At 30.8% G+C, this 24,194-nt stretch carries 17 protein-coding genes; 5 read left to right on the forward strand and 12 right to left on the reverse strand.

Features of this window, described 5'->3' with window-relative positions; genetic code table 11:
- Positions 1–258: 258 nt before the first annotated feature.
- Positions 259–2,358 (reverse strand): hypothetical protein, encoded by a 2,100-nt coding sequence (locus WCG23_00480; protein MEI8388335.1) that lies wholly within the window; start codon positions 2,356–2,358, stop codon positions 259–261.
- Positions 2,359–2,878: 520 nt separating this feature from the next.
- Here WCG23_00480 and WCG23_00485 point away from each other — a divergent pair.
- The 4 genes from WCG23_00485 to WCG23_00500 all read left to right on the forward strand — a co-directional run bounded on the left by WCG23_00485 (position 2,879) and on the right by WCG23_00500 (position 8,911).
- Positions 2,879–3,877 (forward strand): acyltransferase, encoded by a 999-nt coding sequence (locus WCG23_00485; GenBank protein ID MEI8388336.1) that lies wholly within the window; start codon positions 2,879–2,881, stop codon positions 3,875–3,877.
- A gap of 138 nt (positions 3,878–4,015) precedes the next feature.
- Positions 4,016–5,638, forward strand: a complete 1,623-nt coding sequence (locus WCG23_00490) for a hypothetical protein (protein ID MEI8388337.1) — start codon at positions 4,016–4,018, stop codon at positions 5,636–5,638.
- Positions 5,639–5,653: 15 nt separating this feature from the next.
- On the forward strand, positions 5,654–7,000 hold the full coding sequence (locus WCG23_00495; GenBank protein ID MEI8388338.1) for a flippase: 1,347 nt from the start codon (positions 5,654–5,656) through the stop codon (positions 6,998–7,000).
- Between the two features lie 30 nt (positions 7,001–7,030).
- Positions 7,031–8,911: a hypothetical protein gene (locus WCG23_00500; protein ID MEI8388339.1), complete on the forward strand. Its 1,881-nt coding sequence runs from the start codon at positions 7,031–7,033 to the stop codon at positions 8,909–8,911.
- On the opposite strand, the gene WCG23_00505 is transcribed toward WCG23_00500, so the two are convergent.
- The 3 genes from WCG23_00505 to WCG23_00515 are packed head-to-tail and all read right to left on the reverse strand — an operon-like array spanning position 8,891 to position 11,944.
- Entirely contained in the window at positions 8,891–9,904 is a 1,014-nt protein-coding gene (locus WCG23_00505; GenBank protein ID MEI8388340.1) for a GNAT family N-acetyltransferase, read from the reverse strand. The two genes, WCG23_00500 and WCG23_00505, sit on opposite strands and share 21 nt — an antisense overlap.
- Positions 9,905–9,961: 57 nt before the next feature.
- The gene (galE, locus tag WCG23_00510; protein ID MEI8388341.1) at positions 9,962–10,939 is read right to left on the reverse strand and encodes a UDP-glucose 4-epimerase GalE; all 978 of its coding nucleotides are present in this window, start codon (positions 10,937–10,939) and stop codon (positions 9,962–9,964) included.
- A gap of 6 nt (positions 10,940–10,945) precedes the next feature.
- Entirely contained in the window at positions 10,946–11,944 is a 999-nt protein-coding gene (locus WCG23_00515; protein ID MEI8388342.1) for a radical SAM protein, read from the reverse strand.
- 208 nt (positions 11,945–12,152) lie between these two features.
- On the opposite strand from WCG23_00515, the gene WCG23_00520 reads away from it, so the two are divergent.
- Entirely contained in the window at positions 12,153–13,448 is a 1,296-nt protein-coding gene (locus WCG23_00520; GenBank protein ID MEI8388343.1) for a glycosyltransferase family 4 protein, read from the forward strand.
- A gap of 160 nt (positions 13,449–13,608) precedes the next feature.
- On the opposite strand, the gene WCG23_00525 is transcribed toward WCG23_00520, so the two are convergent.
- From WCG23_00525 to WCG23_00560, 8 genes are all read right to left on the reverse strand, one after another.
- A complete protein-coding gene (locus tag WCG23_00525) occupies positions 13,609–14,202 on the reverse strand; it encodes an SIS domain-containing protein (protein MEI8388344.1) in 594 nt (197 codons plus the stop codon).
- Positions 14,203–14,617: 415 nt separating this feature from the next.
- A complete protein-coding gene (locus WCG23_00530) occupies positions 14,618–15,592 on the reverse strand; it encodes a GHMP kinase (GenBank protein ID MEI8388345.1) in 975 nt (324 codons plus the stop codon).
- A gap of 10 nt (positions 15,593–15,602) precedes the next feature.
- Positions 15,603–16,685 (reverse strand): nucleotidyltransferase family protein, encoded by a 1,083-nt coding sequence (locus WCG23_00535; protein MEI8388346.1) that lies wholly within the window; start codon positions 16,683–16,685, stop codon positions 15,603–15,605.
- Positions 16,676–17,629 carry an SDR family NAD(P)-dependent oxidoreductase gene (locus WCG23_00540; protein ID MEI8388347.1) on the reverse strand — a complete coding sequence of 318 codons (954 nt, stop codon included), beginning with the start codon at positions 17,627–17,629 and terminating at the stop codon, positions 16,676–16,678. The genes WCG23_00535 and WCG23_00540 overlap by 10 nt, the downstream gene beginning before the upstream one ends.
- A 162-nt stretch (positions 17,630–17,791) precedes the next feature.
- The gene (locus WCG23_00545; protein ID MEI8388348.1) at positions 17,792–19,030 is read right to left on the reverse strand and encodes a glycosyltransferase family 4 protein; all 1,239 of its coding nucleotides are present in this window, start codon (positions 19,028–19,030) and stop codon (positions 17,792–17,794) included.
- 5 nt (positions 19,031–19,035) lie between these two features.
- Positions 19,036–20,238 carry a glycosyltransferase family 4 protein gene (locus WCG23_00550; protein ID MEI8388349.1) on the reverse strand — a complete coding sequence of 401 codons (1,203 nt, stop codon included), beginning with the start codon at positions 20,236–20,238 and terminating at the stop codon, positions 19,036–19,038.
- On the reverse strand, positions 20,207–21,880 hold the full coding sequence (locus WCG23_00555) for a hypothetical protein (GenBank protein ID MEI8388350.1): 1,674 nt from the start codon (positions 21,878–21,880) through the stop codon (positions 20,207–20,209). Before WCG23_00555 ends, WCG23_00550 begins: the two co-directional genes overlap by 32 nt.
- 133 nt (positions 21,881–22,013) lie before the next feature.
- Positions 22,014–24,191 (reverse strand): hypothetical protein, encoded by a 2,178-nt coding sequence (locus WCG23_00560; GenBank protein ID MEI8388351.1) that lies wholly within the window; start codon positions 24,189–24,191, stop codon positions 22,014–22,016.
- Positions 24,192–24,194 lie beyond the last annotated feature (3 nt).

A 24,194-nucleotide genomic window follows, 5' to 3' on the forward strand; every position in this document is an offset into this window, starting at 1 on the left:
ACGAAATCAAAATTTTTAAAGTTCATTTATTTACGAAAATATTGCTCATAAAGAATCAATGTTATTATAATAACAATTACCATAATAACATTGTTTTTATGGACTTACAAGAAAAAATTTCAAAACTATAAGACTTGTAATTATTTCAAGAGAAGAAACCGCTGAGTTGCTTTCAGTGTTTAGGAAATGGATGAAATTAAATATGCCTCTATTATCCTGTCTAATAGAGGCATATCTTTGAATTAAACTTAATTAAATTTAATTTATAATAACAGGAACGATTGTTGAACCGGTTGATTCACCTGCCGAGTTAAAAGATGTTACTTTGTAATAATAAGAGCCTGCAATAGTTTGAGGATGAATTACCATTACTGTGTTTTTGTCGGTTACTCCGGCATTAGTGAAAGGTCCGCTTTCCGAAGTGGCAAAATAGATTTTAAAGCCCTGTTCATTAATCGAATTATCTGCCCATGACAGAATAACAGCAGGTTTGTTATTTGTATCTTTCAATCCGACTGCTTTTAATTTAGAAGGATTTGGGGAAATATATTCTTTAACTGTTGTACTTGCTACGTTTGAGCTTTGAGTGGTACCATCGGCAAATTTAGCAACAACTTTATAATAATATGTTCCATATGGTGGATTTGCTCCTATGGTGTACGTGTTGTTAGCGCTGCCTGTTCCTGCAAAAGTAGCTGTACTGCCGACCAGTTTGAAGTTATTGGTGTCAGTAACAGATTGATATATATCATACCCTGTTTCATTAGTGGCACTGTCTCTCCAGTTAAGTATTGCCATATACGTACTTGTTGAAGTTATTATCCCTATTTTTGCAGTTAAACTTGATGGTGGTGCTGTTGTTGCAGGTGTAGTTGTAATATTAGTGTTCACCACATTTGAGGGTTGCGATTTCCCCGCAGTGTTTACCGCTAAAATTTGATAATAGTAAGCTCCCTGCGTTGGTGTTGCCCCGAGATTTATTCCGGCACCGGTACTATTTTGCGCAGGAGTCGCAATAGTCTGGAAGTTGGTAGTAGAATTTATTGATTGTTGTACCTCAAAACTGGTTTCATTGCTGGAATTATCAGACCAGCTGAGATTTACAACATAATTTCCTGTTGTGGCTCCTTTTGTTACACTGGTTACCAGAATATTAGAAGGAGAGGCAGGAATAGTTACTACCGGAGGAGTTGAAGGTGCGTTTTTTACATAAATTGGAGTGCCTGTCAAATTAACTGACTGTCCGTAAACAGTAATTGCATGAGCCGTCCCTGTAGTCCATGCTACAGTAGTTTTTGCTCCTGAAGTGTTTGTGTATTCAAAAATGTAATCAGAAGCAGCAGAAGAGAGTCTTCCTGAATAAGTCATACCTGATAATGTCTGATTAAAAGTTTGAACAGCGGTGTATGCTAATTTTAAACTGTTATCAGCTTTGACTAAGCCAAAATTGTGTTCAGCATTGGTTGAATCTGTTCCATCATTCTTAAAATCATAAATCATTGAGACAGGAATGCTTTTATAATCGTGATATGCAAGTTGACGAACCAAATATTGCGCCTCTGTAGTTTCATTTTGTATATTTGACCATGTTGTGCTAAAACCGAATTCTCCGCCGATTATAGGTAAATTTGGATTGCTTGGATTATATGTTTTTATTTGATTTCTTATTGTGTCGTATAAATAATCAAGACCTCCGTTGTCAGGAGCAGCATTTTGGTAAGGATGAACGCTTATTGCATCTACAAGCCCATACAAGCCTTGTTTTCCGCACCCATCAAGGAAAGAAAATGTATTTGCAGTAAAAGCTACTGCGGGAGCTATAACTATTGCATTGGGATCAGCAGCTTTAATTGCAGGAACTGCTGATTTTAGCAGTGTCATATACTGATCGACGCTATTGGAAGGATTCCAAAATGTATCAAGGTTGGGTTCATTCCATATTTCCCAGATTATACCTTTTCCTTTATAACGGGCGGCAGCAGCAGCGGCAAAATTGGTGAAACCTTGAACTTGAGCAGGAGTACATATACCGACAAGTTCGCTTTGTGCCAGATAGTTAGGATTGTTGTAATCAAGAATAAAATAAGGTCTTATTCCTCTTGATGTTAAATCATTTACCAGCTGGTCAGCGGCTGCCCAGTTATATTGACCTTTTACATTTTCGACTTGACCCCATTTAAAATCTGTACGCGCTATAGTAAAGCCGGCAGCTTTTACCATATCCAGGTCTTGTGCAGCGCCGGAATGAATACAAACCCCTATCCCTTTTGGTATCGGTACGGTTGCAAAACTTGCATTTGTACAAAAACCAAAACAAAGAAAAGCTGCGAAAAGAAATAATAGTAACTTTGATCTCAAAATAATCCTCCTTATTTTAAATTTTAACTTGTCTGTTTTTTTCAAGTAACCTCCACCTCTATATAGTTTGAGTTGCTAAATAAATTAATCGTTCTGTCATTGCGAGGAAGCTCGAAGAGCTGACGCGGCAATCTATTTAGGTTTTAAACAAATATTATAATTCGATAGATTCGCACGTTCCTTTTAGTCGCTCAGAATGGCAATGTCAATGTTCATGCTGATTTTCGCTAAACAGCAATTTGAGTTATATAATTTTTTGCTAATTACAAACACCCGACAAAGTTTACTAATTAAAATTCTGGCATATTAATAAATATAAAAAAATTCCAAACCGTATATATGTTTATAAAAACAAATAAACTTTTTGTTACGTAAGCGTTTGAGGCTGTAAAATTTGTTTTAACATTTCTTCATAATGTCCAATCAGGCAATATTTTTATACATTGTCGGGTAATTTACCAATAAGTTTTTTTTAGTGTCCAATTAAATAATTCAACAAAAAATAAAAGGAAGTTAATGAATGAAGAGCAGGTTGCATTGGGTTGATTTTGCAAAAGGGCTGGGAATAATTCTGGTAGTCTACGGGCATGTTCTCAGAGGATTGAATTCTGCTAATCTTTGCAACGGTCTTTTTTTTAAAGTATCGGATAATTTGATTTATGGTTTTCATATGCCTTTATTTTTCTTTTTATCAGGCATTTTTACAGAAAAGTGGGTATTAAAAGATTTTAAAAACGCTTTTTCGGATAAACTAAAATTTTTAGTTTATCCGTATTTTGTTTGGTCGCTCTTGCAGGGGAGCTTCAATGTTTTATTATCAAAATATACAAACAATGCAATTACTTGGGGGACTTTGTTAAACATATTTTATCAGCCCATTGGGCAATTCTGGTTTTTATATGCATTATTTTTTGTCTTTTTTATCTATTACTTATTGAGAAAAAAGTTTAACTTAATCCAAATTTTTATGTTTTCACTGGGTTTTTATTTTATTTCTCCGTTTACAAGAGTGCAAATATTAGGAAATATTTTTAAAAATTTCCTCTTTTTTGTATTTGGCATTTTGTACGTAACAAAATTGGATTATAAAATTGTTATTTCCAAATTATCTGAAATAAGACCGCTAATTATAACCTCTTGCCTGTTCATTTTAGCTAATATATTTTATCTGTCGGTTTATTCTGTATTAGGTCCTATAAAACTAAAATTAGTGCAGATTCCAATTGCATTGATAGGGATTTTGTTTGTTTTATCAATATCTTCGCATCTTGAAAAACTCAAAAGCTTTAATTTCTTTAAATATTTAGGGATGTTGTCAGTTGTAATATATGTTGCTCATATATTAATAACTGCTTCAACAAGAATATTTCTTATGAAGTTTCTGCATATTAGTAATTTATATATTCATATTGCAGTAGGAACTACAGTTGGTGTGATTTTGCCTGTTGTTTTTTATGCTCTCATAAAAAAATTTCAAATGGTCCATGTTTTATTCGGTAAAAATATAGAGAAAGCATAAAAAAGATTTGCTTTAACATTTCTTCAGAATGTCCAATCAGGCAATATTTTTATGCATTGCAGGGTAATTTACCAATGAGGTTCTTTTAGTGTCCAATTAAATAATTCTGTAACGATAAAAAAATAAAGAAGGGTATCAATGAAAATTGCTGTTTTGATAGATTCTTTTAAATTGCCTAGTTGGAAATCTAAAATTATAGAGGACTTATATAACAATGAATCTACAGAAGTATATTTGATTGAGTTAAAATACAGTCCCATACAAAAACTCTTTAATTTTTTAAAAAAGTTTAACTGCATTTTATTTTATTTTTATGAAAGCCTGGATTATCTGGTTTTTAGCAAGAGCAATAAATTTAAGGAAATAAAAGACCAAAAAGATGCATTACAAAAAATCAATATAAAAAACCCGAAATATAAAACAATTAGAATTGAATTTAGGAAAAACAAACTGCTTTGCATTCATAACTGTCCTCATAAAGAAGAGTTGGATTTTGATTTGATTGTAGATTTGACTAAAACATTAACAAAAGATTTTTATGAAAATTTTATTGCGCTTTCAAAAAAAGGAATTTGTTTTTTTGAATTAGGTGAACAATCTGACTCATTTGTTCATTTTTTCAAAGAAATTTATTTTAACATTCCGACAATAAATGTTTGTTTAAGCATTACTGATGGAAAATATAAAAAAACTTTGTATGAATCTTGTTCTGAAACATTCAATATTTCTTTTTACTTAAACAGTAATAAAAACCTGTGGAAAATATCGAATTTTATAAAGAGAAAAATTGATAAAATCAATGATTTTTCTCTTTCTGATTTTAATTCCGATGACAAATGTTTTCGATATGATATCAAAGTTCCGTCAAACGGTTTAATGCTTAAATTTATCTCTAAAATTTTAAAAAACATATTAAAAACTAAATTATTAAATTCAAAATTCAAAAGCCAGTGGTTTTTAGCCTATGAAAAGACAAATCCGGAAATAGATTTAATAAATGAAGATAAATCAAATTTTAAAATTATAGCTCCACCTGATGATAAATTTTTTGCTGACCCTTTTATAGTTAATGAGAACAATAAAAGTTATGTGTTTTTTGAAGAATATTGTTATTTAAAACAAAAGGGAATGATTTCCTATTTGGAAATAGACGAAAATGAAAAGATTTCATCTCCTCAGGTTATTCTTGAAAAGGATTATCATATTTCTTATCCTTTTGTTTATAAACATGAAAACAAGTATTATATGATACCCGAAACACTTGCTAACAAGACAATAGAGTTGTATGAAGCAACAGATTTTCCTGAAAAATGGGAATTAAAGAAAGTTTTGTTTGACAATATCAATGCCGTAGACAGCTCTCTGGTATTTTATAATCAAAAATTCTGGTTATTTACTAATGTATCAACAAGAGGAGCTGCTTTAGCAGATGAGCTTTTTATTTTTTATTCAGAGTCTCTTTTGGGAGAATGGCAAGCGCATTCTAAAAATCCGGTTGTCTCAAATTCAAAAACGGCAAGATCTGCCGGAAAATTTTTCTTTAACAAAGGCAGACTTATAAGACCCAGTCAGGAAAGTTCCTTGCGTTACGGCTATGCTTTAAATTTTAACAATGTGGATATTCTTACAGAAAATGATTATCAGGAAACCTTGATAAAAAACATAAAGCCCGAATTTATTGATGATAACCTCGCGATACATACTTTTAACAGTAACAATATTTATAACTTTATAGACGGAATGAGACTTATAAAAAAATAAGGGAGAATGAGCAAAATGTCAGGCGTTATTATAGAAAATTTAACCACTAAAAAAGTGTTGTTTAATAATGCTTTAATAAGCTTATTTGTTCAGGCAGGACCTGCACTTATAGCATTTTTTACTATTCCTGCAATGATAAAAGGGCTCGGTACTGAAAAATTCGGGATTTTAACTATTATCTGGTCTATAATAGGCGCTTCCAGTATTCTTGATTTTGGGTTAGGTCACGCATTAACCCAATTTGTTTCCAGAAAAATTGGCTTAAAAGAAACAGACGAGCTTCCAAACTATATAATTACAGCTATTATCTTTATTTTTATGTTGGGAATTATTGCGACAATTCTTGTATATTTATTAGCGCCGTTAATAGCCGGAAAGTTTATGCATACATCGGCGGCTTATATTAATGATGTTATCAGTTCATTCAGGCTGCTTGCAATAACCATACCGTTTTTAATGATTAATATATGTCTGGTGGGCTTTCTTGAATCCTGTCAAAAATTTGGAATAATCGGCATACTTAAAATTCCTATTCTTTTTTGCAATTATGTCGCTCCTTTATTTGTTCTTTGTTTCTTCAAAAGTTTAATTGCGGTTGTAAGTGTGCTTGTAATAGGAAGGATTATTTCATGTGCCGCATATTTTTGGTTTAGCATGAAAATAATTCGTACTTTTGCCAAAAAAATAAAAATAGATATTAAATGCATAAAGCCTTTATTAAGTTTTGGCGGATGGATGACCTTAAGTAACATAATAGTTACGCTTGTTTCAAATATTGACCGTTTTGTTATTGCAGGATTGATTTCTGCTAAAGTGGTCGCTTATTATACAACACCTCTTGATACTTTAGTAAAAATATGGACAATACCCTTTGCGATTATGAGTGTAATGTTTCCTGCGTTCAGTTCCGAGTTTTTTGCGAACAGGGAAAGAGCCAAAAGGCTTTATTATAAATGTCTTCAAACAATATTTATTATAATTTTCCCGATATGCCTTATTCTTTTTATATATGCAAAACCAGGGCTTACTCTCTGGATAGGGAGCGAATTTGGTGAAAGAAGCTGTCTTCTGTCAAAAATAATAATAGTAGGGGTGTTTTTACACAGTTTAAATATAATTAATTATACTTTTATACAGTCAACAGGAAAATCCGAGATACAGGCAAAAATACATCTTGCTGAGCTTCCGGCTTATTTGGCTATTTTGTGGTTTTTTGTAAAACATTTTGGACTGATAGGAGCTGCTTTTGCATGGTTGGTTAGAATTATTATAGATTTTGCATTGTTTAATTTTTTCTCATTATATCTTATGAAATCAAAGATCCCCTCTGAAGTTGAAGAACCTGATTTGAATTTAGTTTAAACAAACAATCTTATAAGAAGGAAATTTGTGATGGAGAAGAAAGACTCTGTATTTTTAACAAAAAATATAAAATTAGTTATTTGGGATTTAGATGAAACCTTCTGGAAAGGGACATTGTCAGAAGAAGGTATTCATATAATAGAGAAAAATCCGAATATCGTAAAACATCTTGTTGATAGAGGCATAATGAATTCCATAGCCTCAAAAAATAATTATAATGATGTAAAAGATATCTTGATTAATTTAAATGTCTGGGATTATTTTATTTTTCCCTGTATAGATTGGGTTGGCAAAGGTGAAATGATAAAATGGATACTGGAAAAAGCTCAATTAAGAGATGAAAATACTCTGTTTATTGATGATAATCATCTGAATTTATCTGAAGCAAAGTTTTATAATCCTGAACTTAATATCGCGAGTCCTGAATTTATCGATGAAATATTATCACATGAATCTTTTTTAGGAAAAGACGATAGGAATCATTCAAGGCTAAAACAATATAAAATCCTTGAGAACAAAGAAGAAAGCAAAAAGTTTTTTTCAAATGATACAGAGTTTCTCGTTAGTTCAATGATTAAAGTTGAAATAATTAAAGATACAAAAAAGCATTTTGACAGGATATTTGAACTAATAGAGCGAACAAACCAGCTGAATTTTACAAAAAAAAGAAGGTCAGAAGATGAAATAAGAACACTTCTTAGCAATCTCGATTTTGAGAATGCCTGTATACAAGTAAAAGATAAGTATGGAGATTATGGTATTGCGGGATTTTATTCTTTAAATAAGCAAAATAATGAACTGGAACATTTTTTGTTCTCTTGTAGAGTATTAAATTTGGGTATTGAACAATATATTTATGCTTTGCTCGGCCTCCCTGAAATAAAAATTGTCCCCGAAGTGGCCTCTCAACTGGATAATAAGGAAAAGCCATTCTGGATTAATTCTGATGACAAAGCAGAAAAAGTTTTTGTAAAAAAGAAAAAAAAGAAACAGTACAACTTGTTGCTCAAGGGCGGGTGTGATTTAGAACAGATATTTCACTATTTGCAGCATGAAAATATTAATCTTAAAACAGAATTTCCCCTGACATTTAAGAGCCATCATCAATTACGAAGCGACTGCACTCTGTGCATGAGAAATTCTGTCGAATTGAAAAGAGAAATTCAGGATAAATTAATAAACGAAGTTCCTTTTTTGGGCAGGCATTTATTTGAAACAGAAGTTTTTAATAATGATTATGATGTCCTAATACTTAGCCTTGTAAATAATTATTGGACAGCGGTTTATAAAGAAAAAACTTCCGGAATAAAAATTCCGTCTGTTCACAGGATATTTGATGAAGCCACAGGCGAATTAGATGAATATTTTATAATAAGAGGTATTCAATATGATAATGAGCTGCTAAAAGTGTTTAAGGAACGCTATGACTATGAGGGAAAGTTATCACCCGATGAATTTAAAGCTAACCTGAAATTTTTACTCCAAAAAATAACAAAGCCTGTAATATTTATTAATGCAACTGAAATTCCTTTTGTGGATCGAGGATTTACATCTGAAGCGGCGAGAATAGATATTTCAACAGATAGAATTATTGAAATGAATCGGGTGTTGGATGATATTATTGCCGGAAATAAAAATTGTTATCTTTTAGATATGAGAAAAATAGCTCTTAAAAATACTGATATGAAGATTTCACCTTTTCATTACAGAAGAGAAATTTATATAAAGATGTCTGAAAATCTTTTTAGAATGATTGAAAATTTTGATAATTCCGGATTTAAATTAAACAGGGTAAATTTTGTCGGAGCTGTTATTTTAAAGTTTTTTACAGATGGCAAAGATAAAATAAAATATTCGATAATTGATTTATATAGAGCTGCTAAGTCCAAACTAAGCAAATTTAGACTTTAATTCTTTTAGTGAGTGATATATAAAATCATATTTTTTCAAAAGAGGTGTATTGGTTTTTATACATAAAACAATAGATTCGGAATTTATAAAATTATATTTATAAGAGTAGGCTCCCACCCCAAAATCAATAAGAGAACAATTTTTCTCAAAAGCTTTATTGAAAAAATGATAATGAATTAATAAACTTGGCGAAATAATTTCAAAACTCGGATCAAAAGCAGAAGCCATTATTGAAATTTTATCAAAATATTTGTAGGATAGCTGAAAAGAAATTGAATTTTGTGTATTTTCATGTGAAAGCCTTGATAACAAAAGTAAGTCAGTATTATAATAAAGATCTTTTATAAAAAGTTCTTTTTCTTTTGATCTAAATAGAGACCATCTTTTTTTGTGGAAGGAAAGCATTTTTTCAAAAAAACCGGAATCTTTCGAGGTTTCATATTCAAAGTTTAATTTTTGATTATATTTATTGTTTGAACTCGTTATTTTTCTTTTTATTCTAGAAGAAAAAGATTTTTCAAATTTAAAATCAGAGTCGGCTTTAGGTTTTAAAGTACTGGAATATATTTTTTTTGAAAAATTTTTATTGTTTTCAATTTCTCTTAAGAAGACTTTTATAAAATCACTTTCAGGATTAACAAACCTGAAGTCAACTTTCAGCTCTTTATTCAGGATATCTTCAACAAGATTATTTATATAATTAATTGAAGTTGATAAAATATTGAATTCATCATAAAAATCAGGCTTTGAACCTATTAAACAAAGAACTTTGCCGCTTAGATAAAACGGAGCAACCAATTTTAGATTGTCATCTTCCCATGCGGTATAAATAAAAAGTTTTTTATTTTTGTCTCCAAAATATTTAAACCATATTGAACACCATTCAGGACTAAGATTGTAAGCTCCTTTTAAAAGTTCAAAAAGTTTTTGCCATTCTGTTAAAAGATTTTCATCAAACTCATTATATATTTTAAGAATAGTTGTATCTTTCATTTTTTACTCCAAATAAATTAGTTGCCGGAAAAACACAAGCTTTAGCAAGAGATATTCTTAATAATTTTTAAATTTTTCCCAACTGTAAGCTGTTTTGCAAATAAGCTCTATATCGTTATATTTTGGAAACCACCCCATCTCAGTTTTGATTTTAGAGTTATCTGCAATTACAATTTCAGGATCGCCTAATCTTCTTAAAGTGGTTTCTGTTTTGAAATTAATTCCGCTGACTTTTCTCATAGTGTTGACAACCTCTTTAACGCTGTAACCTGTTCCGTATCCGCAATTAAAGATATTACTCCTGTTTGTCTTCAAATAATCAAGAGCTTTAATATGCGCATTCGCAAGATCTTCAACGTGTATGTAATCTCGTATTGCCGTACCGTCATTAGTGGAATAATCTTCTCCGAAGATATATATTTTCCCCCTTTTACCTGCAGCTGTTTCGGCTGCAACTTTAATAAGATTTGTAGCATTTGGAAAAGATTGACCGATTTTGTTGTTAATATCTGCACCGGAAACATTAAAATATCTTAGAATCACGTATTTGAAATCAGGATGAGATTTTCCTGCGTCTATAATAACTTTTTCGCTCATTAATTTACTCATTCCGTACGGATTTATCGGATTTAGAGGAACACTTTCTTTTACGGGAGTATTATCGGTTTCTCCGTATACGGCAGCTGTTGATGAAAATATAAAGTTTTTAATTTTGTGTTTAATACAAAGGTTCACAAGATTTATAGTGTTAGCCGTATTATTTAAATAATATTTCATAGGATTTTCAATAGATTCAGGGACGGTTATCGATGCCGAAAAATGTATTACAGCGTCAAAATTGCCTTTTTCTATTATTTCTTCAACCTTTTTTGTATTTGATAAATCTTCACGAATTAAGTTTCCGTACAATACAGCCTCTGCTTTTCCTGTAGACAAATTGTCCAAAATTTTAAGCGAATGCAAAGTGTTTTCTCCAAGCTGTTTAACAACATGGCTGCCTATATATCCTGCTCCGCCGGTAATTAAAATATTCATTTTCAGCTACAGCTTCAGCGAATTACTTGATAACGATTTTAAGCGTTCTTCCCGGTTGATTTTTGAACCATATAAAGATAACTCCGGTTTTTTCTTTGCATAATCGCTGTAAGCTTTTTGCCATGAAGGTGAAACTGCTTTAAGTTCGGACTCATCCATTATTTTTGACTCAAAAAAACCGCAGTATCCGCATAATAAGCCCAATTGTGTTCTGAATTTTTCTTCTGTTATTTCATTAAAATTCTTTATGCCGATGTCTAATCCTAAAACCCTGTCAACGCTTGCAGCAGCGCCGCATGAGTAATAGCCGTACCTCGTTAGCGCAGAACCTGCTGTTGATACTGTTTTACATCCTTTTGAAAAATCTGTTTCAGTATTACTGTATTTTTCCATGTCAATAGGTGCAATATTAAAGGTATAAAATAAAGTGTTTTTTATTGAAGTTTTACTGCTGTTTTCATGATGGATAATATCGGGTAAATTTGCTAAAACTTTTTTTGTTTCATCGGTTAAGCCATTTGTGGATATAGTTATTTTGGTATTAGGGGAATGTTTTAACTTATAGTCAACAAAAAGATCGCATATTTCATAGATATTAGGGTGCAAAGTTGGCTCGCCCCCTATTAGTACTATAAAAAGCCATTTATTATTTGTTTTTATACTTTCATCAATAAAATATTTTATTTGATCAAGAGTCATATACTCATCGCTCGGAGCCTGCCTGCATGACCTGTCGCAGTGATAACATTTCATGCTGCACTTTGTGGTAATTTCGAGTTCGATTTTGTTTTTATGAATAAAAAATGGCAGGTTTCTGTTTTTTTTATACTTTATATTTAAGCTTCTATAAAGTTTAAATATACCTTGCCAGTAAGCAATATAATTTAAAAAAGATAATTTTCGCAAAATTGATTTTGGGAAACTATAATTTTTGTCGATAAAACGAAATTCTTTTTCCAGAAAGTTTAAGCATTTTGCAACCGTTAATTTGTAAGAATAAGACATAATAAATACCTTTAGCTGTTAATTCAGTAAGACTTAAATTTTATTTTTAAATTTAATTATTTTTAATTACCCTGTTTTATATTTTTTTGTGTAGTTGCTTTTATAAAAAATAATTAACCTTATTGTGCAATTCCTTTAACTCCTGAATTGATTGAAAATTTTTTCAATGTACTTATTGATAAAATTTGAGGAAATAATATATCAAAAAATGAAAGTGATGCTTATAAACAATACATTTGGAGATTTTGGCGGGGGCGACGGAAAAATAACTTATGACACAGGAAAGCTTCTGCGTGAAAAAGGTTTTGAAGTTTTTTTCTTTTCAAGTACTAAAAAACCTTATTATGAAGAAAATTATGAATATAGCCCTTTTTTCCCTAAAGAGTTTAAGAAATTTCAAATGATTAATCCGATAAGAATATTTTATAATTTTGAAGCGGAAAAAAAATTATCAAGATTAATACAAATAATAAAACCTGATATTGTTCATATTAATAATATTCAGTACAATTTAACGCCTTCAGTTCTTGTTTCCTGCAAAAAAAATAAAATACCTGTAGTAATGACTTTTCACGATTCTCATTGTGTTTGTCCTACGGCAACTTTAATAAAAGGAAAAAGCGGTTACTGCAAAAACAGAGAATGTAGAAGTGGAAACATTCTTTCTTGCATAATAAATAAATGTTTCAGCAGCAGTTTTTTAAAAAGTTGTATAGCAGGATTTGAATTTTTATTCAGGAAAAAAATGAATTTTTATGATATTCCCGATGCTTTTATTTGTCCGAGTAATTATGTATATGATATTGCACTCAAATCAGGGATTAAAAAGGATAAACTGTTTGTTGTAACCAACTTTGTAAACAGTGAATATTTAGATATTCAGCCTTCATATACCAATCAAAATTATTTTTTATATGTAGGCAGACTTGTTAAAGAAAAAGGTCTTGATTATTTATTGAAAGCCTTTAAAGACTTGCCTGAAATAAAACTTAAAATCGTAGGAGACGGTAATTATAAAAATAATCTTGAAAAGCTTGCAAAAGATTTGAATTTATTAAATGTTGAATTTCTCGGATTTAAAAATGGAATTGAACTTGAAAATGAATACAAAAACGCTAAAGCAATATTTTTACCCAGCATTTGCTCGGAAAACTCCCCTTTGACAATACTGGAATCATTTGCCTGGGGAAAATCGGTAATTGCAAGTGATATTGGAGGTATTCCAGAAATTGTGATTAATAATTACAATGGTTTTACAGTTCCTCCCTCAAATTCAATGGAAATAACAAAAGCTGTCAGAAAACTTCACGGCAACAAAGAACTCGCTTTGAAGTTGGGGGTCAACGCAAGAAAAACTCTTGAAAAAAAATACAATTCCGAAATTTATTTTGAAAAGTTAAAAAATATTTATTATTGTGTATTAAATAAATATTCAAATTGCGAAAATAAAACAGATTTTCCCGAAAAAACCAATGTTGAATATAAAAGTCTCATTAATAAATAAAAGACAGTGAAACTCGAATTGTTAAATTGCCAAAATCGTCATTGTTCGCAAAGCGAAGCAATCAATAAAAAACAAAACGGATTGCCTTGTCTAGCCTAAAGCCTCTCCTTGCAATGACGCGTAAATTAAATTAGCAATTCGAGTTACTGAATAATCAGAACTAAACGTATTCTTTAGTCAAAACTTTTTTCTCAACAGAAATATGATTATTTAGTACGGTCATTATCAGATGAGTGATCATCATGTGTAAATCTTCTGTTATTTGCATATTATTAACATTAACGTTAACGCTGTATCTGGCAATTTTCTTTAAATTGCCCCCGTCAAAACCTGTTATTCCTACGGTTAGATTGTTTTTCTGATTAGCATATTCTATTGCTTTTAAGACGTTTTTTGAATTTCCGCTTCCTGAAATACCGATGACCACGTCATCTTCTTTTAAAAAGTTTTTTAACTGTTCTACAAATAAAGAGTTATAATCAATATCATTTGCATAAGCCAGCATAGTAGGTATGTTGTCGGTTAAAGATAAAACTCTGAACTTTTTAAATAAATTGGAATTAATTCCTTTATTAAAATCACAGGCAAAATGCGATGCAGTAGAAGCACTTCCTCCGTTGCCAAAAATATAAATATTGCTGCCTTTTTCATAAGCGTCTATTAATATTTTGATAAAATTATTAATTTCATTTAAATCTAACATGTCTATAGCTTGTTTTGCAGAAGCCAGATATTTGCTTATTTCATGCTGCATTTTTTAATCCTTCCTTAAGTCGTAATAAAAATAATTTTGAAAAATATATAGTACGGAAGATATACTATACTTCATTGAAAATAATTAAACCCTCCTTGTGTATATAACTTTCTGTTCAATTTTATTTTAAATCTTAATTATCCTCTATTATTAAATATGCAAACTAATAAATATTGCTATAAAATTCGAATTGCTAAATCGCCAAAATCGTCATTGCGAGCATAGCGAAGCAATCTATAATAAACAAAATAGATTGCCAAATCGAGTCAAAAGCCTCTTCTCGCAATGACGCGTAAATTTAATTAATTCGAGTTATAACAGAAAAAATCTCCTTATTTGTTGTTTATGCATAAGGAGATTTTTATTTTAACTTTGGTTCTTTTTAAAAATAAAAAAGATTTGGCTGTGGGAACTGTTAGTCAGCGTAAATTACAGTAGTCCCAATGCTTTCAAATTCAAAATCAAGTTCGTTTAAGTCTTTAAGAGAGTCTCTGAGTTGCTTATGCTTATTTTCTTTGGCATAGAATAATAAAAAACCATTTTTGCCTGCGCCGAGTAATTTTCCGCCGGAGGCTCCGTTTTTCATCGCCAAATTATAATAATAATCTATTTTTTCATTGGAAATTTGGGAAGAAAGTTCTTTTTTGTACAGCCAACCTTTATGGAGAATTTCTCCAAAATCGTCAATATTTCCCCTTAAAAGCTCATCTCTTAATTCATAAGCCAGCAGCACCATTTTTTGAAGATTTTTAGTTTTTTTGCTGTCAGCTATATTTTCCTTTTGTTCTTTTAATATAGCGCTTGCTGAGCGCTCTGAGCCGGTATAAAACATAAGTAGATTATTTTGAAGTTTAGCGGATTTGTCTTTATCCAGTGCGATTTTTTCTGTAGTGACAACATCATCCTGATTAAAAGATATAAAATTTAATCCGCCGATTGCACAGGCGTATTGATCCTGCTTTCCAATTGGTTCTTTGAGTTTGTCTATTTCAATTTCACAGGCGTAGCTGGCAATTTCAGTTTTTTTCATATATTTTTGCGTATAAATATTGCACAAATTAATCAACCCTGCGGTAAAAGCGGAAGAAGAGCCAAGACCTGTTCCTGATGGAATATCTGCGCTTGAATTAAAATCTATTCCCATTATTTTATAATCATCAAGAACACGTTTTATAATTCTGTGTTGAATTTTATTTATATTATCCACACATTCCAGATTTGAATATTTTAAAAAGTACCCGTCTTTCTGGAAGTAAGGGTGCATTGAAAGATAAATATATTTATTAATGCTTGTGCTCAGGACTGCACCGCCGTAATTTTGATAATAATCTTTTAAATCACTGCCGCCTCCGGCAAAGCTAATTCTGAAAGGAGTTCTCGTAATAATCATAACTGTTCCCTCATAATAAAATTAAAGTTTCGCATTTGTTATTAGTACTCAGAAAAGAATTAGCAACGTCGATATTCATCTGCTGAACAGTTTTTTCTATTTCATGAATAAAATTAGCATCCAAATAAAAAGTTTCATCTATATAAGCATTTTTCTGCCCGAAGATAGTTTCTATTTTTTCCTGCAAATTATTTTCAATATATGAAGAAGCTGATTTTCTTATCATTATGGACAAATAATTACTTTTATTTATTTTTTTAACAAATTCCTGTATGTCGTTAATGGCTTTTTGATCATTTATATGGGGATAGTCAGCAAATAGATTTTCAAGATATTCGTCTAATTCGAAAAATACAGCTTTTCTTTTGTTTTTTTTGTTGCAGCTGGAGATTTTTCCGAAAATAAAGTCCTGCTTAACTTCCTCAAACCTGTCAGGTGTGCCCAGATCTTTTAGATATTCGCTTGTTTTATAAGCTTTTATTTTTATTTTTTCTTTTAATAATGCAGGAAAGATGTCTTTTCCAAAGTCCTGAGCTTCATTTTCTTTTATATGATTTAATATATCACGAGAAAGGATATATACAGCGGCATTTACAAGGTTTTTGCGGTATTCATTCTTGTCTCTCGGCTTGGGATGAAAAGCAGTTACCTCTTTTTTATCGTTTATTTCCAGCAAATCACTGTCATAAGGATAATCATTAGGCTGAACTATAACTGTTGCTATGGCTTCAGAAGTTCTGTCAGATTCAATAAAACTCTCTATATCAAAGTCTAAGAACAGGTCTCCATAAAAAATTAAAAATCTTTCATCAATAATATTTTTTATTAATTTAAGGCATCCTGCCGTTCCGAGAGGATAAGGTTCTGTTATGTGGGTTATATTTACCCCAAAATCCTTGCCATCGCCAAAATAATCAATAATAACACCGGATAAATGCCCTGAAATAATAATTATATCTTTAATTCCATATTTTCTGGCAAGGTTAATCTGGTGCTCGAGGATACTTTTATCGCCTATTTTTACCATAGGCTTTGGAATATCCGTCAATCCAAGACGGGTTCCCATCCCTCCTGAGAGAATAACTAACTGCATTTTATTGTACCCCCTTCTAATATGTTTCTCACGGACTTTTTAACGGCTTCTGAAGACGTTATTTCAAGATTCCAACCTAACTTATGAATTTTATCAAGTTTGTATTTGAAAGCAGGCACATCGCCAACCCAGCCTGCTTCCTGCTCCTGATATGTTATTTCCGGACAAAGCCCCATCTCTTTTGCTACTATATCTGCTATTTGTTTTACTTTTACGGTTGAATTAACCCCTATGTTTATATAATTAAGCTTTTCGCAGCAGTTTTCCCTGATAAAACAAATTGCTTCTACAACATCTTTAACGTACAAATACGGTTTATCCTGGTTTCCGTTTCCAAGAACTGCCAATTTCTTATTATTTCGGGTTAATTTGTTTATAAAGTCATGGATAACCCCATGGGTAGCTCTTTCCCCGACCACGTTCGGAAATCGTATTATCCAGGCGTTAAAACCGTAATTTTCAACAAAGCTGGAAATAAATCCTTCACATGAGAGTTTTGCAGCTCCATAATGAGAGATTGGAAATAACGGGCCTGAATCTTCATCGATTATCTTCTGAAAATTTCCGTAAATAGCGGAACTTGACGGAAAAATTATGTTTTTAACACTATGTTTTTTCATTAGTTTCAAAATGTTATAAGTTGTTAAAAAAGTATTTTCAAAATCAATATCAGAGTCGGCAAAACTCGATTTTATGTCTGAATTTGCAACAAAATGAAACACATTTTTAATTTTTTCCCGCGCAAAAATATCATCAATTGCATCAAAATTTAAAATATTTTCTTCATAAAATTTAAAGTTTTCATTTTTAAAATTATGAGATATATTTTCTATCTTTCCGGCGGATAAATTATCTGCTACAACTACTTTATGACCTTTTTTTAACAGGCTATCCACAAGATGGCTGCCTATAAAGCCTGCTCCGCCGGTAACTATTGATTTCATACGCTTTACCTGTAATATTGTTGTAAATTTTCATACTTTAGCCCCTGGATAAACATTATAAAAAACACCGGCTTTATAAATAAGTATCTTGAAGCATTATAGGAAAGTATAAAATTCAAGATAAAAAATAGTAATTTTGTCTTAGCTAAAATGGGTTTGCTTTTAAACACAAACTAAAGAATTATAAATATTTATAAGATTTTTATAATGCATCTCTATACTATAAAGATTTACAGCCTTTTCCCTGTTTCTTTTTCCCATTTCAACCGCAAGTTCTCTTTCTTTATATAATTTGTTTATTGCGGATGCGAGTTCATCAATATTTTCCGGTTGAAAAACAATTCCGTTCGAATAATTTTCGATAAGTTCCGAAATGGCCCCGATTTTGCTTGCTATAACGGGTTTTCCGTAAGCATAGGATTCAACAATAGTTAAACCGAAAGTTTCAAACCAATTACACGGAAGAATAGTTGCAATACAGTTTTGGTATTCCCTTTCCACTTCTTTATCCGATAAAAAACCAAGAAAATTAACATTTGAAGTGTTTAATTTTTTGGAAAGTTCAATTAAATTCTTTTCTTCAGGACCTTTTCCTGCTATATGCAGTTTTATCTCAGGGAATTTGCTGATTGCTCTTATTAAATAATCTATGCCTTTTTCTTTCGATAATCGGCCTATGTATAAAAAATAGTCTTTATCGTTATATTGAGGGGTAATATTAAGGAAGGATTCCTTGATAAAACTGTTTAAAACAATAAGTTTATCGGGATTTATGTCTGAATTTATTGCCAAATTGCGCATTGCATGGCTCGGGCATAAAAAAACATCTATTAAATCGTAATATCCCGTTATTTTATTATATAAATTCTCTGCTGTTGCAATAAAACTTGCTTTAAAATTGTTATCTTTGCATTTGTTCAAAAGACAATGAAAAATATTTCCGGAAAGGCAAAGTTCTTTTTGGCAGTACGTACGGTTTTTATACATTAATGTTCCGCTCGGACACATTAGTCTCGGGTCATTTAAGGACATTACAACAGGAATATTTCTTTTTTTGCACGGCTCAATGACAGAAGGTGTCAAATGGTAATAAATGTTATGGCAATGAATAATATCAGGCTTCAGTACATCAAGATAAGCACCCAATTTGTTTTTTGCATCGGAGTTATAGAATGGTTTTAACAGATATTTGAACATATCCGATTTTGTCAAAGACCTGTAATCTACATGTTCAGGGAAAAAATGTGAATATTCGTAATCTTCTTCAAAATAAGGTCCTTTGTTTGTGGCAAAAAAGAAAACTTCATGACCGTTTTTTTTGAGTATAGAAGCTTGATCATACATAGTGGATTCAGCTCCGCCGTATGACGAGAAAAAATTATTAACAAACAATATCTTCATTTATTTTAACCTGTTATAGCATCCATATCATGTGATTTTAATGCTGCATTTATTACAGCTATACATAAATTATCAAAATTAGCATTTTTAATAATTTTATAAGAATTTTCTCCCAGTTTTACTGAATCTTTTGCGACTTGTAAAATGCATTCCGAAAGCTTTTCTGAGTCTTGAAACGGGAAGATATAGCCGTTAACACCATTTTTTATAAGGTCTAAAGCACATCCAACCTTGTCTGAAACAATTACAGGCAGGTCAAAATTCATTGCTTCGTTTATAACAAGTCCCCATGGTTCCCATTTTGAAGGCAACACGAAAATATCAGAAATTGTATAAAACATACTTAATTTCTTAAACTGCATAAAGGGGACAATTTTTATGAAATTTTCAAGTTTTTTATCTTTTATTTGATTAATAATACTCTTTTCAAGATATCCCCCTCCAACAAGTAAACAAAGGACGTTTTTTTCTCCGTTGTTAACTATTCTTTCAATAGAATCAATTAAAGTAAAAAGATTTTTCTCGTCTACAAATCGTCCTACAAATAAAACAACTTTTTTTTCAGGCGAGATTTTGAGTTTTTTTCGCATTAAAGCTTTTTTTGGTAAAAGTTTTATATATCTGTCTCTAAATTTTTCATTCTTAACAGGGCTGCAAGAAAAAAATATTTTGTCAGAAACATCTTTGTTAAATTTTTCAATTAGTTCTTTAACATGTGTTCCGTAAACTACAAAACTTGAGAAAAGGTTTTTGTTTACATACATTGCCCTGATTAACAGTTTCATAAAGGTTTCTGTTGTTTCAAAACCGTTTTCTTCCCACAAAACGGTTTTGATTCCTAATAGCTTTGCCAGAAAAGCGTAAAAAGGACCTATAAACCTCGCTCCACCTTTAAATACTATGACATCGTATTTTGATATTTCTTTAATTAAACTAAATCCTCCTAAATAAAAAAATCTATTTTTTTTTGTAGTTTTAAATAATTTAGCGTCTTTTAAAATTTCAAATTTATAATTTGCAGATTTTAGAAAATCAAGACTCCATTCTCTGTCAGGTTCTATATAAGAACAAGCCACAACTTTGAAATCAACTTCTTTTGAATATTTCGAAAGAGTGTTAAAAAAAGCATCCATATAAGGAGAAATACTATTTGTGATAAATAAAATTTTTAATTTTTCAGAAAAATTTTGGAATTTTTTTGTAGTCATCTTTTGAATCCTCTTTAACCTTAATAAAAGACATCTTCACTGATTCAAGAAATCCTAAAAGAGAGAAAAATGTTATATGTGTAATCATGGAAGGGCTTTCCGCAGTGAAAAATACCAGAAAAAAGGCAATACAAGACAGGCTTATAGTGCTAAAAAGCTTAACTGCTTTATCTGTTGATTTTTTTACAATATCAATAATGTTTTTGCATAATATAACCAGAGGCGGCAGGAAATATAAAAGAGCGACAAACCCCCAGTTGTAAAAATATTCAAGATACAAATTATGAATATGGGGCTGTTGAAAACTTTTGTCAGGCTGCATAGCAGATAAAAAGAAGCAGGTTTCTCTGGAAGAATCTGTTCCGAATCCGAATATGGCGGTAAACCAAGTTAAATTATCTGCCCAGTTCTTCATATAATAATACCAGTTTGTTTCTCTGACATCCAAAGTAGTTGTAGTGCCAAATCTGTTTGAAATATTATAAAAGAAATCACCCATAAAATCTTGATTTAGAAGGAAAAACGGCAAAGTCAAAATTAAAGGTAATAAAATTATATAAAACAGATTGCGGAGATTTTTTTTAGGTTGGCTTATAGCTTCTGTGTCGGTTTTTTCTATAAAAAAGAAAGAGCAAATTTGTATAATTATAAAGCCTGTTAAAAAAGAGACTATGGTGCCTTTTTTTATTCCAAGAATAATTAAAAGTGACAGAATAACCATATTAATATTAATAATATATTTTAACCAACCGGTTGAAAGATCGGGTTTGAAATTTGAAATATATAAATTAAATCCAATAAATAAAAGTAAAATTAATCCTTCAAAATCTCCTCCCGTAAAGCCGTTATCTATTGCAAGACGGTTTTCCATAAACATTAAGGAAGCTGTTCCGATTAAAATACAAGAAATTAAAATGCAAAAATAAGAAAGATAACCGAAAGAAAAAAGTTTAATAATATCTTCAAGTTTTTTCTTTGTTTTCTCAATGGTTTTAAGACCATAAAATGACATATAGCCGATAACAAAAGAAATAAGAGGTATAATTGCGGTCAGATATTTAAGAAACTTTGTTTCTTCAGATCCAAATTCCCTCGAGGCTGCGCCATAACCAGAACCAATCGAAGCATATTTTAAACCTAAATTGTTTTGTATCCATATGTCTATATAGCTTGAAGATCTAAAATCAGAGCTGTAAAAAAACGCATAAAATATAATGAGTATAAAAAACAAAAGCAAAAGTCTGAATTCAAGATTAGACCATAGATACTTAAAGTTTGTAAAAATATAATAAAAAGTAATTAATAAAGAAATTGAAAAGATAATAACATGAGGCTTAAAATTTAATCCCAGAGGGCTAAAAATATCCTGATTGAAGAAAATCCAAATATTAATAAACTGAAGTAAAAAATATGGAATTATTTTGTTATCTATACATTTAGAAATTAAAAAGATGACAACAAATAAACCTGTAAATAATACAGAGCCGGCTAAGATGGGATTTGCTTTTTCAAAAAGACCTAAAATATTCGCACCGGCCAGTGAAAAAATTATTCCCAGAATAACTGCTGCTATTTTAAAAAAGCGGGTATTAATAAAATTTTTAGTTTCGTTGTTGTCTATACTCTTTTCGATGTTATACATGATTTTTATTTTGCCTTTTCTAAATCCCCCTCAGGGGGAAATTTATTTATTTTTTATAGATTGCTTAGCTATGCTCGCAATGACTATTTTGGCGATTTAGCAATTTGAGTCAATCAGCAACTTAAATGTGAATTTATGAATAATTACGTCCGTATAATTCACTTTCTTCAATAACTTTATAGTTTTTGCTGCCCGCATCTCTTGAAATCACATAAGGAATATTAAGGTTTAAATCTTTTAATTCATTAATTGTATTAGCCATTGATTCAGGAGAGTCAGAATTGTTAGCTATCATTATATTTAAGTCGGTTTTTTGCATTAATGAAGAACATGCAGGATAAATAATAGGCTGTGCCGGCATGTCAATAAGTACAAAATCAAAGTTAGCTTTTAAGAAGTTAATGAATTCATCAAAACCATTGCTTAAAACGTAATCGTACAGATTTGTAACTCGATTGATTACAGGCAGGAATAAAAAATAATTGTTATTGATATCATCAAATTTGATTTTTAAAGCATTTTTTTCCAGCAGCATGTTCAAATAATTGCTTGAGATATATTTAGATACTGAAATTTCATTATTTATAAAACGGATAATATCAATCAAATCGTTGTTAATTTCAGATTTAACATTAAATTGTTCTTTAATTTTATTAGAACATTTAAAATCACTGCTTATTAAGACAACTGATTTTCCTAATTTTGCAAGGTTTGCGGCAATATTTGGAGTTATGAAAGAAGAACTTCTATACGGGGATGATGAGACAAAAGAAATAACTTTAATTTTTTTATCATATGAAAGTCTCATCAGATTTGAAGAAATATTTGCATAAGAAGCTCCGTGTATAGATTCGGTACTTTTTATCAATCCGTTTTCGGCATATTCTGCCTTAAAATATTCTGAATTTTCTATATAGGGTAAAACACCCATAGATTTATAAGATCTAAGAGCAAAACTTTCAGGATTTTCTTTAACCCAGCCTCCTAAAAATCCCGCTAAAGCGCCTGTGTATATAAAGCCGAGGAAACTTAATATTAGAGCATTGTCAGTTCTTTTAGGTTTTGACGGGTAATCAAGAACAAAAACATTATCTACAATTCCATTTTCTTTAAATTTAGCGTCAAGTTGTTTTCTTTTAAAACTTTCATAGATATTTTTTAAAGTGTCTTCTTGATTGGTTAGTTCTTCAAGATTTAAAATTTTATTGGGAAGTTCTGATTCTGTATTTTTTAAATTGGTCATAGTGCCGGCAAGTGATGCAAGCTCGGCTCTTAAAGAAGTTGTTTCGGCCTGAACTCTCGCCATATCAAGAGCAAGGTCTTGAGAAGGCTCATCATAAAGGCCTCTTTTTACGGAAACATCTTGCAATGATTCTTTGGTTCTACTATCGATACTGGAGTTGATAGATTTTATTTCGTTTTTTGCGGCAACAACTTCAGGATAAGCATCATTGAATTTGCCGGTAAGATTTGCATATCTTTGCTTTGCAACAGCAAGTTCGTTATGCAAGGCTTCCAGATGACGGTCTTCTCCTATAGCTGTAGCTCTTAATGCGGCTTTTGAATCGCTAAAACCAAGCTGCTCAGCAAAATTAGCAAGTTTTTTGTCATTATAATTAATTTGACTTTTCAAATCAGCTATTTGTTTGTCAAGGAGGTATCTTGACTGCAAAATATTAATGCTTTCCTCATTTGCATTGATTACTCCTTTTGAAATTCTATAATCTCTTATTCGCTGTCTTGCCATAGCAAGTTTATTTTCAATTTCTTTTGAATAAGTGTTTAAATATTTGCTTTGTTTAGTTTCAATAGATCTTCTTAATTCAAGATTTTCGTTTTTAAACTGGGCTATTGTTTCAAGCAGTACAAAATCCGCTGATTTTTCGTTTGACCAGTTTAAAGAAAGAGTAAGCGTATCCGTTGAAGGAATTATTTTTGTTTTAAGTTTATTTTTAAAATAATTATGAAAATCTCTTGCGGATTTTATTTTAAGGCTTTCGAATTCTTTAGGGTATTTAACGCTTATAGTTTTGTAGATTTTATCTGACAAGCTTTCTGACTGAAGAATTTGGATAATATTGAAAAGAGGATTACTGTATCCGCTTTGAGAGGCGACACTGGAATCTCCTGTTTCTGTATCTGTAGAGACGCTGTACTGGGGGATATTCCTTATATAGATTTTCGCATCTGTTTTATAAGAAGGCTTAAAAACGAAAACTGCATAAATAAGGAACAAAGCGAAAGATGTCCAAACACATGAACTTATAAGCTTCTTTTCCTTTGAAATTATGGATAAAAATTTTTCTGCCATATC

It is taken from the genome of bacterium (assembly GCA_037147175.1).
Taxonomy (GTDB): Bacteria; Cyanobacteriota; Vampirovibrionia; order Gastranaerophilales; family UBA9971; genus UBA9971.

What these genes read in the sequence shown, in the direction of transcription:
- WCG23_00485 (MEI8388336.1), top strand. Translation starts at nt 2,879, where the DNA reads ATGAAGAGCAGGTTGCATTGGGTTGATTTTGCAAAAGGGCTGGGAATA.
- WCG23_00490 (MEI8388337.1), top strand. Translation starts at nt 4,016, where the DNA reads ATGAAAATTGCTGTTTTGATAGATTCTTTTAAATTGCCTAGTTGGAAA.
- WCG23_00495 (MEI8388338.1), top strand. Translation starts at nt 5,654, where the DNA reads ATGTCAGGCGTTATTATAGAAAATTTAACCACTAAAAAAGTGTTGTTT.
- WCG23_00500 (MEI8388339.1), top strand. Translation starts at nt 7,031, where the DNA reads ATGGAGAAGAAAGACTCTGTATTTTTAACAAAAAATATAAAATTAGTT.
- WCG23_00505 (MEI8388340.1), bottom strand. Translation starts at nt 9,904, where the DNA reads ATGAAAGATACAACTATTCTTAAAATATATAATGAGTTTGATGAAAAT.
- galE (MEI8388341.1), bottom strand. Translation starts at nt 10,939, where the DNA reads ATGAATATTTTAATTACCGGCGGAGCAGGATATATAGGCAGCCATGTT.
- WCG23_00515 (MEI8388342.1), bottom strand. Translation starts at nt 11,944, where the DNA reads ATGTCTTATTCTTACAAATTAACGGTTGCAAAATGCTTAAACTTTCTG.
- WCG23_00520 (MEI8388343.1), top strand. Translation starts at nt 12,153, where the DNA reads ATGAAAGTGATGCTTATAAACAATACATTTGGAGATTTTGGCGGGGGC.
- WCG23_00525 (MEI8388344.1), bottom strand. Translation starts at nt 14,202, where the DNA reads ATGCAGCATGAAATAAGCAAATATCTGGCTTCTGCAAAACAAGCTATA.
- WCG23_00530 (MEI8388345.1), bottom strand. Translation starts at nt 15,592, where the DNA reads ATGATTATTACGAGAACTCCTTTCAGAATTAGCTTTGCCGGAGGCGGC.
- WCG23_00535 (MEI8388346.1), bottom strand. Translation starts at nt 16,685, where the DNA reads ATGCAGTTAGTTATTCTCTCAGGAGGGATGGGAACCCGTCTTGGATTG.
- WCG23_00540 (MEI8388347.1), bottom strand. Translation starts at nt 17,629, where the DNA reads ATGAAATCAATAGTTACCGGCGGAGCAGGCTTTATAGGCAGCCATCTT.
- WCG23_00545 (MEI8388348.1), bottom strand. Translation starts at nt 19,030, where the DNA reads ATGAAGATATTGTTTGTTAATAATTTTTTCTCGTCATACGGCGGAGCT.
- WCG23_00550 (MEI8388349.1), bottom strand. Translation starts at nt 20,238, where the DNA reads ATGACTACAAAAAAATTCCAAAATTTTTCTGAAAAATTAAAAATTTTA.
- WCG23_00555 (MEI8388350.1), bottom strand. Translation starts at nt 21,880, where the DNA reads ATGTATAACATCGAAAAGAGTATAGACAACAACGAAACTAAAAATTTT.
- WCG23_00560 (MEI8388351.1), bottom strand. Translation starts at nt 24,191, where the DNA reads ATGGCAGAAAAATTTTTATCCATAATTTCAAAGGAAAAGAAGCTTATA.